This window comes from uncultured Salinisphaera sp., from assembly GCF_964012375.1.
Taxonomy (GTDB): Bacteria; Pseudomonadota; Gammaproteobacteria; order Nevskiales; family Salinisphaeraceae; genus Salinisphaera.
In genome coordinates, this window is the sequence record NZ_CAXGSH010000105.1 from 1 (window position 1) to 12,198 (window position 12,198).

Genomic DNA, 12,198 nt, shown 5'->3' on the forward strand with positions numbered 1-12,198 from the left:
CCGCTCATGCCGAGTGGGCGGGCGTGAGAAGGCCGCCCGCCTGGATCAGCTTTCTTCTTGGGCGGGCGTCAGGCGAATCAGACGTGCATCCATGCTGTCGTCGGCGGCGCCCTTGGCCTTGTCTTCGAGCACCCAGAGCGCGCCGTCCGGGCCCTGCTCGAGTTCGCGAATACGCGTGCCCCAGCCGTAGCGGGCCACTTCTTCGCTGTTGTCGCCGTCGAGGTTGACGCGAACGATGGCCTTAGCCACCAGGCCGCCGATGAAGCCGTCGCCCTGCCAGTCCTTGAACATGTCCCCGTCGTAGATCACGAACCCGGCCGGGCCGATCGAAGGCGTCCAGGACACCTCGGGGGCGTTGAAGTCCGGGCGGGTGTCGTGGTTCGGGATGGGCACGCCGCTGTAGTTGTCGCCGTTCGAAACGACGGGCCAGCCGTAGTTGTCGCCCGCTGCGATCCGGTTGAGCTCGTCGCCGTGGGCCGGGCCCATTTCATGGGTCCAGAGCGTGCCGTCGGCATCGAAGGCGATGCCCAGCATGTTGCGATGGCCGACGCTGTAGAACTGCTTGGCGATTTCGCCGTCATCGGCGAACGGGTTGTCCGGGGGAATGCTGCCATCCGGCTTGATGCGGATGATCTTGCCCAGGCTGTTGTCCATTTCCTGAGCCGGGTCCTGCTTCTGGCGCTCGCCGGAGGTAATGAACAGATCGCCGGCGTGTTCCGCATTGGCCGGTGCGAAGGCCAGCCGGTGCGAAAAATGGCCCTTGCCCACCCGGTACGGCTGTTGATGCCACAGCTTGGTCACGTCTTCGAGCGCGGGCTTGCCGTCGTTCATGGCCAGCCGGGCACGCACCACCGCCGCGCCGCGCGTGGCGCCACCATCCAGCGATTCCACGTACGACAGATAGATATGGCGGTTGTCGGCGAAATTCGGGTCGAGAATCACGTCGCCCAGACCGCCCTGGCCACCGTAAGCGACCTCGAACATCTGGGCGACGTCGGTTTTCTCGCCTTCACGGCTGACGTGTACGAGCTGGCCACGCTGTTCGGTAACCAGCATGGCGCCGTCGGGCAGGAAGGTCATCGCCCACGGCTGATTGAAGTGGGCGACGGTTTCGGCCGCAATGGCCATGTCGTCGCTGGCCTCGACATCGGGCGCATCGTCGGAGGCCGCGAAGGCGGCCAGCGGCATGGCAATCGCCGCGGCAAACAGGCCGCGCGCGTAGCGCGGCGCGAAATGGTGACGCGTCATGAACTATCCCCTTTTTATCGCTGAACTCGTTATCGTTGAACTAAACGATACGTCGCCCGGATAGTCCGCGGATGACAAAAGCGCTGCCCGCCGTCACGGCGGGCAGCGCCGTAGCGGGCCGTACCTAGAACACGTAGCCCGGCAGCCAGGTCGCGATCTGCGGGAACATCATGATGATCGCCAGCCCCACGATGCCCACCATCACATAGGGCAGCACCGAGCGGTAGATATCCTGCATCGTGATCGAGGGCGGTACCACGCCCTTGAGATAGAACAGGTTGAAGCCGAACGGCGGCGTCATGTAGCCGATTTCCATGTTGATCACGAACAGAATGCCGAACCAGATCGGGTCGAAGCCCAGGCTTTCCACGATCGGCATGAACACCGGCAGCGTGATCAACATGATGCCGACCGGATCGAGCACCATGGCCATGAGGAACAGAATGACCTGCATGGCGATGATCGTGCCCCAGGGCCCGCCGGGGATCATTTCCATCCAGCCTTCGATCATGGCCTGGGCATCCATGCTCTGATAGGCCGCGCTGAATGCGTGCGCGGCAAACAGAATCCACATGATCATGCCGGTCAGCGAAAAGGTGCGCAGCGAGGCATCGCGAATCAGCGCCCAGGTGAACTTGCGATAGACCGCGGCCGAAATCAGGGCGCCGAGCACGCCCATGGCAGCGGCTTCGGTCGGCGTGGTAATACCGAGCATGATGGAGCCCAGCACCATCACCACGATCAGAATCGGCAGCAGCACCGCGCCCAGGGACCGGAATTTCTCGGCCCAGCTGGCACGGTCTTCCGGCGGCAGGGCCGGCGCCAGTTCCGGCTGGAAGTAGCAGCGCACCAGGATATAAATCGCAACCAGCACGACCAGCAGCAGGCCCGGAAAGACGCCGGCCGCGAACATCTGACCCACCGACACGCCGGTAATCAGCGAATACAGAATCATGATGATGCTGGGCGGAATGAGAATACCCAGCCCGCCGCCAATGTTGATGGCGCCCAGGGCCATGCTCTTGTCGTAGCCGCGTTCGAGCATCGATGGCAGTGCGATGGTACCCATGGCCACCACCGCCGCGCCGCTGATGCCACACATGGCAGCGAAGACAGCACAGATGAACACCGTGCCAATCGCCAGCCCGCCGCGCGTGCCGCCCCACCACAGATACATCATCCGGTAGAGCGAATTGGCGACGCCCGTTCGTTCCAGCACCATCGCCATGAATACGAACAGGGGAATGGCGACGAGGGTGAAGCTCTCCATCGTGCCCCAGATCTGCGAGGCCACCAGATAGAAGGAATCGATCCCCCAGGTGAAATAAAGAAAGATCACCGACACGCCGCCGAGCACGAAGGTCAGCGGCAGCCCGAGAACGAGAAAAAACAGCAGTGCGCCGAAGAAGGCCAGCGTGATGAGTTCGATACTCATGCCGTTTCTCCCGGATTGCTGTCGCGCTCGGAGGCTACGGCAGGCGGCTCGATGGCGCCTACGGCAATCGCGATATCTTCAACCAGCTTGGCGATGCCCTGTAACAGCAGCAGCAAGGCGGCCACCGGGATCGCGATCTTGAACGGCCAGACCGGCGGGTTCCACGCCGAGTAGGACGTTTCCATGCTGTCGACGGCTTCCCAGGCGATGACGCCGCCGTAGTAAAGCAGCGTGATCGTGAACAGAAAGAACAGCGACGAAGTGAACACGTCGAGCGCGGCACGCGCACGCGGTGCCAGCGAGCTGTAGAACAGGTCCACGTTCACATGGCCGCGATGTGCCATGACGTATCCGCCCGACATCACCGCATAGAAACCGAACACGAACTGGGTGAGTTCGGTGGTCCATACACGCGGCGCCTCGAGCGCGTAGCGATAGAGCACGCCGAGCAGCAGCACGGCGAACATCACGAAAATAAGCATCGCCACCGCCCGGCCGATCCAGTCGTTGAGCTTGGTGATGCCGAGGATAAAACCATTGAGCAGGCGCATAAGCGACCCCCGCAGATAAGTCCGCCCCGGTGGCCGCGAAGGCCAGCGGGGCGGCAGTCAGACCGAAATGCGATCAGCCGTTGGCGTCGAGATACCCCAGATCGCTGAGCATGCGCTTGAGCTTGTCGAGCGCTTCGGCCGCGTCGTCGCTGCGCTTGCCCTGCTCTTCCCAGGACTTCTTGGCCACCTCGGTGAGATGCTGCTGCACGTCGTCCGGCAGCGTGGTGATCTGCACGTCCTGCTCGGCCATGGCCTTGGCCAGCGCGATCTGTTCCTTGTAGAGATACTCGTTGGTGCGTACCCAGAACTGCTCGTCGAGCGCCTGCTTGACCGTCTTGGCGTCTTCATCGGAAAGCTTGTCGAGGGCTTTCTGATTGATGATGAACACGTCCGTGCCCGCGATGTTGAGCGCCGGCTTGACGTGGTACTTGGCCACTTCGTACAGGCTCATGCTGGCCGCACCCTGGGCCGCACCCCAGTGCGCGCCATCGACCACACCACTGGAAAGCGCGGTGTAGAGCTCGCCGCCCGGGATATAGCTCGCCGAGGCGCCGGCTTCGGTCAAAAAGGTCTGCAGCGCGCCGGAGGAACGGATCTTCAGGCCCTTGAAGTCGTCCATGCTGTTGATCGGGCGATCCACGACCATTTCAGTCGGGTAGACCTTGTCGGTGGACCAGTACACGCCCTCTTCGGCGGCCTCGTCACGCAGCATGTCCTCGAAGCCCATGCTCTTGTGGAAGTACGCCGCTTCCCAGACGTTGCGGAACGCGAACGGCAGGCCCGAGGCGATGCCGGCCAGGCTCATCTGGTTCTGTGCATAAGCCGGCGAGATGGTGCCCATCTGGATGGTGCCGCGCTTGACCGCGTCGAAGGTCTGCTGGGCCTTGAACAGCGCGCCGGCCGGGTAGAGCTTGAGCTTTACGCGGCCATCGGTGCGCTCTTCGATGACGTTCTTGATGCGCACCAGGCTGTCTTCGTACGAGCTGCTCGAGCTCGGCCAGTGCGATTGCACTCGCCAGGTCGTGCTCTTCTGCGCCAAGGCGCTCGTGGGGGCCAGGAACGCGGTGAGCGCCAGCGCGGTGGCGCCAGCCAGCAGCCCGCGCTTGAAAGGTGTCGAAAGCATCGGATATCTCCTCCGTTATGAAACTCCGGCGCATACGGTCAGCGTTTTTTGCGTTGCTGTACCGCTCGCCGTCCAGCAGGCGCCGGATGCACCGATCATGCCTTACTTGAAACTTCGTTTCACGTCTTATTTTGCCTGTGTTTTACAGCCATTAGCGTCCAAACATACCCCGCATTCGGCCAGATTCACCTGCCGTATGTCGACCGTCGATCCCCGTGTTGAGCGCCTTCGCGGCGCGGACCCGCCGGCACATGGGTATGCCAACCCGCGTTTCGCCAAGGGTTAGCCTGCACCCATGTTCTCGGCTCGATCAGTACGGCGGGTGCGGCCCCATGGCATGCGAAGCCCGGCCGGCAACGATGCATGCATGAACGTCGCCCGCGCGCCGCGACGGCAATCGTGCCCGCCGTTCAGCCGCGCGTATGTACAACACAGTAGTCTATGGCGCGCACGGCGCGTATTACGTCGAACACCGCCTTTTCACGTTAGGCTCATGCCTTGCCCCTGGATATCCCTGATCTATGACGATGCCGAACGACAACCGCGATCTCGCTACCCTGCTCGACACCTTCGACGCCAAGCTGGCCCAGCTCGGCAACGCGGACGAAGACACGCGCAAGGACCTCAAAAGCGACGTGCTGCAACACGCGGCGGCAATTCTGGCCAGTGACGGTGGGCCCCAGGCCCTCTACGAGCGGGTGGCGCAATACGAAAGCGCGGGCGTGTTCGCCCACAGCGACTGGGGGCGGCCGGCCATCCTGCAGCCGGCCCTGGCGGTGCGTTCGTTGCGTCAGGGCGATGCCGTGCTTACCGCCATGGAGGCCTTGAGCGAACTGCGGCTGCTGGCGGTCGCCCGCGGCGATTACCGCCACCGCGGCATCACCGCCGAACGCGCCCGCAATTTTCTGACCCAGGTAATGGCGCTCAACCTCGACCTGCTCTCGGGCACGCTCAGTGAAGCCGACCGCGAACGCCCGGACCAGCTCGGCGTGGCGGTGCAGGCGCTGTATCACTACCAACTCGAGCATATGGGCTACGAGAGCATTCTCGATAGTCTGGTCGCCGAGGTCTGGCGCATTCTCGCCCAGCGCCCCATTCAGGTCGACGACGTCCGCCAGATGGTGATTCAGATCGCCACCTGCCTGTACGACCCGGCCATCGAAAGCACGAGCGGCAACGACGACGCACGGCGGCTGGTCGAATCGCTGTTTGCGCCCTCGCCCGGCTGTGCCGAAGATCCCGGCGTTGCCGTCTATGCCGAACGCTTGCAGGCCATGGATTACGAGGCGTTGACGACCGAGGCGCTGGGCTTCGCTCGGGCGATGCACGACACCGGCCTGGCGTCGGTCTATCACGCCGTTTTGTTGCGCCATCTGCGCGGGCTGCCCGACGGCAGCGGCGACGCGCTCATTCCCATTGCACTCGGCTTGAGTCAGACCGGGCAGGACGCGCTGCTGTGCTATCGCCAGTTGGTGCACACCCTCATCGACGAGACGGTGTTCGTGGAAACCGCGCAGGCGATCTATGGCCTGGCGCTGCTGCTCGAACGCGGCGTGCTGTTCTCTACCCCGGTTGCGGCCGGGCTGTGGCGACAGATCGGCCTGAAACTCTCGCCGGCCACCGAAGACAACATCCGCATGGTCTGCGGCGAGGCGCAGCCGCCGCGCGTGTTCCTGCTCGCCGGCGTGCTGGGGCTGCTGGGCCAGCCGCTGGGCGTGGGCCAGGGCAACAACCCCACCTGCCAGTCGGTGATCGGGCTGTCGATGTGGGCCGACAACGACCCGGACTACCTGCTGCAGCTGGTGACCTGGGCGGCCCGCGACGACGAGGTACTCACCCGTTTCGAAGGCGAGCCGATTTCATCCAAGGGTCTGGCCGCGGGCTTGGCCAAGGAAGCGCCGCTGGACGTGGACCCGGTATCGCTGGTGCTGGTGCCGCATCTGGACCGCTTGTATATCGAAATGGGCCGGCTCTGCGGCGAACGCGACAACGACCTGCACCGCTGGATCAACCCCGAATTCTACGGCTGGTGGGTCGGCCAGGGCTTTGCCGTGGTCGCCGATCCGAAAACCGGCGCGATTGGCGATCATGCCGGCTTCGTACGACATTTCTATGCCTGCTATCACCCCTACTACAACGGCAACGTACCGGTCATTCATTCCCAGCCGGCCGGCATCGCCGTCACCGACAGCGCGGCGCGCTATGTCGGCCGCCATGCCATCGCCATCCTGCGCGTCGCGCTCGACCCGGACGGCGATATGCGGGTGTACTTCTTCAACCCGAATAACGACAGCGGCCAGGACTGGGGCCAGGGCATCGTCACCACCACCGAAGGCCACGGTGAGCTGCCGGGCGAAGCCTCACTGCCCTTCGCCGAATTCGCCTCGCGGCTGTTCGTGTATCACTACGATCCGCTCGAACACGGCAACGCCGACCGCGTGAGCGACGAGGAACTCGAGCGCATCGTGACGCTGGCCTACGACAGCTGGGGCAAGGAGTTCGATGTCGAATAGCGTGCTGCGCCTGCGTCTGCCCGTGACCGACCAAGCGCGCTCATGAGCCAGGCATCTGCCCGAACCCGGCGCCGTCGCAAGCCCAAGCCGCGCAAGCCCGCGGCGCGGCCCGATACGCCGCGGCTGATCGCGTTCAACAAACCGTTTCGTGTGCTCACTCAGTTCACCGACGGCAACGACCGCGCCACGCTGGCCGACTATATCGATATGCCGGGGGTTTACCCGGCCGGGCGGCTCGATCGCGACAGCGAGGGGTTGCTGCTGCTGACCAACGACGGCCAGCTGCAGGCTCGGATCACCGATCCGAAGTACAAGCTGCCCAAGACCTACTGGGTACAGGTCGACGGCGCGCCAAGCCACGACCAGATCGAGGCGCTGCGCGCCGGGCCCGCGCTCAAGGACGGCCCCACGCGGCCGGCCGATGTCGAGATCATCACCGAACCCGAACTCTGGCGCCGCGACCCGCCCGTGCGCTATCGCAAGAATGTGCCCACGACCTGGCTTGAAATCACCATCCGCGAAGGCCGCAACCGCCAGGTCCGGCGCATGACCGCAGCAGTGGATCTGCCCACTCTGCGCCTCGTGCGTACCCGGATTGGCCCCTGGTCGCTCGCCGGGCTGGCCAGCGGCGCGTGGCATGAACTGGCGCCGCGCCTGCCCGGCTAGAGCCGACGCGATTACGCCTTTTGAGTCAGCTCGGTCGGCGCGTCGGCGTTGATCAGGCCTTCGCGCTTGAGCGCCTGCCAGAAGGCGGGGGCGATCGATGCGCGCATGGAGGCAGCGTTTTCGCGTGCCTGGCGTGCATCGCGCGCGCCCGGAATGGTGGCCGATACGATCGACGGCGCGGCCGTGAACTGCAACGCCGCGGTCCTCAGGTCGGTGCCGTGCACAGACGCGATTTCGCTGATCCGCGCGCGTTTTTCACGATAGCCGTCGGGGATAGCGTCGCCGCTGTAGAGCCAGCGATCCTTACCCGCGAGAAAGCCGGCGCCCAGGGGCGCGCCAATCACCACCGAACAGCCCTGCGCCTCGCATTTCGGGAACAGCCGCTCCAGGGCGTCGTCGTGGTTCATCAGCGTGTAGCGCGTGGCCTGCAGCAGCACGTTGGGCTCGGCGTTGTCGAGCGCGGCAAGCGCGGGCTCGATATCGTTCACGCCCATGCCCCAGGCCTTGATCAGCCCTTCCTCGCGCATTTTGGTGAGCTCCGGCATGGCGCCGTCTATCGCAGTCTTGAGCTGGGCATCGTAGTCGTCCAGATCGTCGTTGCTGGGCGCCAGATCGTGGATGAACACCATATCCAGACTGGGCACGCCCAGGCGCTGCAGGCTGTCCTCGACCGAGCGACGCACGCCGGCGGCGGTGTAGTCGTAGCGATAATTGAAGTTCAGATCACCCGCCCAGATGCCGTGGCTGTCCATCGAGGCATCCGGTGTGAGCAGGCGCCCGACCTTGGACGACAACACATAGTCGTCGCGCTGTTTGCCGTCGAGAAAATGTCCCATGCGACGTTCACTCAGGCCCAGGCCGTACCAGGGCGAGGTATCGAAATAGCGCACGCCCGCGTCCCAGTGCGCCTGCATCATGGCTTCGACGGTTTCGTCCGACGTTTCGACGAACATATTGCCGGCCTGGGTACCGCCCGCGCCGTATTTATGCGGCGGGCGATAGCCGGGCGCCGATACGTCGCCCGGGTTGGCCGGCATGGCGTCGGGGCTGTGCGTGGCATGCACGGCCTTGTCTGCGGCAAAGGCACGGGGCGCGAGCAGTGAGGCCGCGCCGGCCAGGCCACCGAAGGCGGCCGTGCGCAGAAAATGTCGACGGCTGGTCATGACGTATCCCTGAGGTTTGGAGAGTTGATGCCAAGTTAGCAAACGGCGCAGCCGGCATTCGAGCGTGGGCGGCTAGCAAACGCTGTCGCCCAACCGTTGCAGCGACTGGAAGCGGCCGTTGTCGTCGTAGCTCAAGCGGTAGACGCCGTGTACGCCGTCACGCGTGACCACGCGCCGTAGTGCCTGGGCCGGCAGCAGCACCCGACGCCCATCCACGCTCTGGGCGTAGACATGGTCGACCGAGCCCGCATAGTGAGCCCGGCACTGGGCGGCAGACAGTTCGATGATCAGATCGATGCTTGGCATGGGCGGCCAACGTGCTCACATGGGGGCGGGGTTTTCCGGCGGCTGGGCGGCGACGCGCTTGCAGGAGTCGTCGCGCGATTCGGGCCGGGCAAGCAGAAACCCCTGACTGTATTCGCAGCCGAACGAGCGTATCCACTCGTGCTGGGCGCGGGTCTCCACGCCTTCGGCCACCACGCCCAGATCCTGGCCGTGGGCAAGATCGACGATGCTGCGCACCAGCTCACGTGCAACCGCATCGTGCTCCAGACGCTGAACGACGCTCTTGTCGAGCTTGACCAGCGCCAGCGGCAGCCGGGTGAGATAGGCAATGGACGAGTAGCCGGTGCCGAAGTCGTCCATGGCGATTCGAATACCGAGCGTGTTCAAACGGGCCATGGTCCGGGCCGCCACGTCGAAATCGGCAATCAGGCTGCGTTCGGTGAGTTCGAACACCATGCGCCGCCCGTCGATGCCGTGGCGTGCAAGTATGCCGGCAACACAGTCGTAGAAGTCGCTTTCATAGAATTCGCGGCCGGGAATATTGATCGCGATATAAGGCAGCGGCGACGGCACCTGTTGTGCCTGCCATTGCGCAATCTGCGCAGCGGCGGTACCCAGCGCGTGTTCTACCAGGGCACGGCTGAGATTGTGTTCGGCCTCGGCCAGCGGAATGAATTCGTCGGGGTAGATATCGCCGAGTTCGGCGTCGTGCCAGCGCGCGAGCAGTTCGAAGCCGGCAAGCGTATCGCCGCGGTTGCTGAACAGCGGCTGCCAATGGAAATCGATTCCGCCTTCCTGCAGCGCGGTCTCGAAAAGACGGCGGATATGACGATCGCGCAGCAGCTGGCGATTGATCGTTTCGGAAAACAGCACCACGCCGCGCCCGATATCGGCGCGTCGGTGCGCCTGGCGCGCACGCGATACCAGCTCGGCGGCGTGGCGCCCGTGGTCGCCGTGCACGGTAAGCCCGCCAACCACCCGAAACGCCACCTGGGCCGCACCGCCGCTGACCGCGCGGTTGGCATGCTCCACCTGGCGCTCGCAGTCGGCGCGAACGGCTTCTATATCCTCTCGATCGGGCACGGCACCGACGAACTCGGTATCCGACAGCCTTGCGAGATAGCAAAAATCCGCAGCGCCCGCCTGGAGCGCCGCCAGCCAGTTCGCGACCGTGTTGCGTGCGACCTGCTCGCCGTAGGTCTGTTCGTAGTGGGCGAGGTTGACGATATCCAGATGCAGGACCGCCGTGCCCTGGCCGCTGCGGGCGCGCGACATCAGCACATCGTCAAGGCGCTCGAGCGCGATCGTACGCGTAGCCACCGGCAGCGACGGGTCGCGGTCCATCAGCCGGGCAACGTGGCGGTCGTGGGCGGCGATACGGCGGTCGAGATCGAATTCGTGTTCGATCCAGTCTGCAATTTCCTTCAGCAGCGCATGATCGCGCTTATCGAACGTGCGCGATTTGAAGCCGGCCACGCAGATCGTGCCGATGGGGCGGCCCTTGGGCCCATGCAGGGGCATGCCGGCATAGCCGCGTATATGAGGAGCCCTGGCCACATAGGGCAGATGAGCGAAGCGCAGATCCCGACTCGCGTCTTCCACGAACAGCGGCTTGTCGTGGACGATGGTGTAATCGCACACCGAGATACTGCGCGACGATTCCTTGATCTCGATACCGCAGGTGGACTTGAACCACTGGCGGTCGCCTTCCATGAGCGACATCAACGCGATGGGCATGTCCAGCAGCTCGGTAGCGAGCCGGGTGATCCGGTCGAAGCGCTCTTCGGGGCGGGTATTGAGCAGACCCAGTTCGAGCAGATCGGACAGCCGGTCGCACTCACGTCGATCGGTGTCGACAGACACCGAGCTGTATCTTCCGGCCACGGGCTGCTGCAGCGGGCCGTCGCCGCCGGTCGTTTCGCTGGTCACGTGGGCCGTCCTTTACCGCTCGCCTCGCCACATGCGCGTATCGTCACGGTTATCGCTCGGCCACGATTTTTTTTCAAGCGCCACGTCGCATGGCGGCGCTTCCAATGCCCTGACCCGAGGCGACGAAAAGCCGCCGTCGCATCGGCCCAGGCCAGACCGTGGCGCGCTTGCAGGCACCCACAGCTTCGTGCCCGGCCTGCCCGGCTCGAACGGGACGAGCGCGACGGCAGCACGGCGCTCAATCCGCCGCGTCGAGCTTGTCCTGGGTACGGCGCTCGAAATCGCTGGCGTTGTGCCGCTCGCGAAGTTGTTCGTGCGGCTCACCCCAGACACGGTTGACCATACGCCCGCGCTGTACCGCGGCACGCGCATCGATTTCCTGTGCCCAGCGCTGAACGTTCTCGTATTCCTGAACCTGCAGGAATTCGCCCGCGTCGTAGAGGCGGCCGAGCGCGAGCGCGCCGTACCAGGGCCAGGTGGCAATATCGGCGATGCTGTATTCGCCGCCTGCCAGATACTGCGATTCGGCCAGACGCCGATCGAGCACGTCGAGCTGGCGTTTGACTTCCATGGTGAAACGATCGATCGGGTACTGCATCTTCTCGGGCGCATAGGCATAGAAGTGCCCGAAGCCGCCGCCCAGATAAGGCGCACTGCCCATCTGCCAGAACAACCAGTTCATCGCCTCGGTTCGCGCGCCGTGATCGCCGGGCAAAAACTCACCGAATTTTTCCGCCAGATAGAGCAAGATCGAGCCCGATTCGAACACCCGCGTGGGGTTGGCCGTGCTGTAGTCGACCATCACGGGGATCTTGGAGTTCGGGTTGATGGCCACATAGCCGCTGGAAAACTGCTCGCCTTCGCCGATATTGATCGGCCAGGCGTCGTATTCGGCCCCCTTGTGGCCGAGTTCGAGCAGCTCCTCGAACATCACCGTCGCCTTCACCCCGTTGGGCGTGGCCAGCGAATAAAGCTGGAAGTCGTGCTTGCCGACCGACAGCTCCGCTTCGTGGGTGGGACCGGCGACCGGCCGGTTGATATTGGCGAACTTGCCGCCGCTGCCCTTCTCCCAGGTCCAGACTTTCGGCGGTGTGTAATGGTTGTTGTCGCTCATTGGCTGCGCGCTCTCGAAGATCGTGTACGCACGATTATCCGGCGGCCGGGCCTTCGCGTCGAATCTAGGGAAGCTCTGCACGACCTGTCACGGTCGCGCCGGCGTGCTTTGCGCGCGATTGACAGACAAGTGAGAGCGTAGCGTGCCCAAGCCAATAACAAGTGGCACGGT

General features: G+C 64.3%; 10 protein-coding genes. 2 read left to right on the forward strand and 8 right to left on the reverse strand.

Annotation, left to right across the window (positions count from 1 at the left end; translation table 11 throughout):
• Nucleotides 1-45: 45 nt before the first annotated feature.
• The 4 genes from ABNU97_RS15220 to dctP form a co-directional block, all read right to left on the reverse strand.
• Nucleotides 46-1,248, reverse strand: a complete 1,203-nt coding sequence (locus tag ABNU97_RS15220) for a PQQ-dependent sugar dehydrogenase (protein WP_348767524.1) — start codon at nt 1,246-1,248, stop codon at nt 46-48.
• A 124-nt stretch (nt 1,249-1,372) separates the two neighbouring features.
• A complete protein-coding gene (locus tag ABNU97_RS15225; RefSeq protein ID WP_348767525.1) occupies nt 1,373-2,683 on the reverse strand; it encodes a TRAP transporter large permease subunit in 1,311 nt (436 codons plus the stop codon).
• Nucleotides 2,680-3,234, reverse strand: a complete 555-nt coding sequence (locus ABNU97_RS15230) for a TRAP transporter small permease subunit (RefSeq protein WP_348767526.1) — start codon at nt 3,232-3,234, stop codon at nt 2,680-2,682. Before ABNU97_RS15230 ends, ABNU97_RS15225 begins: the two co-directional genes overlap by 4 nt.
• Nucleotides 3,235-3,307: 73 nt before the next feature.
• Complete coding sequence (dctP, locus tag ABNU97_RS15235; RefSeq protein ID WP_348767527.1) at nt 3,308-4,357, reverse strand: TRAP transporter substrate-binding protein DctP; 1,050 nt, start codon at nt 4,355-4,357, stop codon at nt 3,308-3,310.
• Between the two features lie 521 nt (nt 4,358-4,878).
• On the opposite strand from dctP, the gene ABNU97_RS15240 reads away from it, so the two are divergent.
• Both ABNU97_RS15240 and ABNU97_RS15245 read left to right on the forward strand, forming a co-directional pair.
• The gene (locus tag ABNU97_RS15240; protein ID WP_348767528.1) at nt 4,879-6,870 is read left to right on the forward strand and encodes a hypothetical protein; all 1,992 of its coding nucleotides are present in this window, start codon (nt 4,879-4,881) and stop codon (nt 6,868-6,870) included.
• Nucleotides 6,871-6,912: 42 nt separating this feature from the next.
• The gene (locus tag ABNU97_RS15245; RefSeq protein ID WP_348767529.1) at nt 6,913-7,536 is read left to right on the forward strand and encodes a pseudouridine synthase; all 624 of its coding nucleotides are present in this window, start codon (nt 6,913-6,915) and stop codon (nt 7,534-7,536) included.
• 11 nt (nt 7,537-7,547) lie between these two features.
• Here the strand turns inward: ABNU97_RS15245 and ABNU97_RS15250 are convergent, their stop codons facing one another.
• The 4 genes from ABNU97_RS15250 to yghU all read right to left on the reverse strand — a co-directional run bounded on the left by ABNU97_RS15250 (nt 7,548) and on the right by yghU (nt 12,027).
• Nucleotides 7,548-8,699, reverse strand: a complete 1,152-nt coding sequence (locus tag ABNU97_RS15250) for an aldo/keto reductase (RefSeq protein ID WP_348767530.1) — start codon at nt 8,697-8,699, stop codon at nt 7,548-7,550.
• Nucleotides 8,700-8,771: 72 nt separating this feature from the next.
• Entirely contained in the window at nt 8,772-9,005 is a 234-nt protein-coding gene (locus ABNU97_RS15255) for a DUF2835 family protein (protein ID WP_348767531.1), read from the reverse strand.
• Between the two features lie 15 nt (nt 9,006-9,020).
• Entirely contained in the window at nt 9,021-10,913 is a 1,893-nt protein-coding gene (locus tag ABNU97_RS15260) for a sensor domain-containing phosphodiesterase (protein ID WP_348767532.1), read from the reverse strand.
• 238 nt (nt 10,914-11,151) lie between these two features.
• A complete protein-coding gene (yghU, locus tag ABNU97_RS15265; RefSeq protein ID WP_348767533.1) occupies nt 11,152-12,027 on the reverse strand; it encodes a glutathione-dependent disulfide-bond oxidoreductase in 876 nt (291 codons plus the stop codon).
• Between the last annotated feature and the right edge of the window lie 171 nt (nt 12,028-12,198).

Bases quoted from the DNA above. Each gene is read 5' to 3' on its own strand.
- ABNU97_RS15220 (WP_348767524.1), bottom strand. From the start codon at position 1,248: ATGACGCGTCACCATTTCGCGCCGCGCTACGCGCGCGGCCTGTTTGCC.
- ABNU97_RS15225 (WP_348767525.1), bottom strand. From the start codon at position 2,683: ATGAGTATCGAACTCATCACGCTGGCCTTCTTCGGCGCACTGCTGTTT.
- ABNU97_RS15230 (WP_348767526.1), bottom strand. From the start codon at position 3,234: ATGCGCCTGCTCAATGGTTTTATCCTCGGCATCACCAAGCTCAACGAC.
- dctP (WP_348767527.1), bottom strand. From the start codon at position 4,357: ATGCTTTCGACACCTTTCAAGCGCGGGCTGCTGGCTGGCGCCACCGCG.
- ABNU97_RS15240 (WP_348767528.1), top strand. From the start codon at position 4,879: ATGACGATGCCGAACGACAACCGCGATCTCGCTACCCTGCTCGACACC.
- ABNU97_RS15245 (WP_348767529.1), top strand. From the start codon at position 6,913: ATGAGCCAGGCATCTGCCCGAACCCGGCGCCGTCGCAAGCCCAAGCCG.
- ABNU97_RS15250 (WP_348767530.1), bottom strand. From the start codon at position 8,699: ATGACCAGCCGTCGACATTTTCTGCGCACGGCCGCCTTCGGTGGCCTG.
- ABNU97_RS15255 (WP_348767531.1), bottom strand. From the start codon at position 9,005: ATGCCAAGCATCGATCTGATCATCGAACTGTCTGCCGCCCAGTGCCGG.
- yghU (WP_348767533.1), bottom strand. From the start codon at position 12,027: ATGAGCGACAACAACCATTACACACCGCCGAAAGTCTGGACCTGGGAG.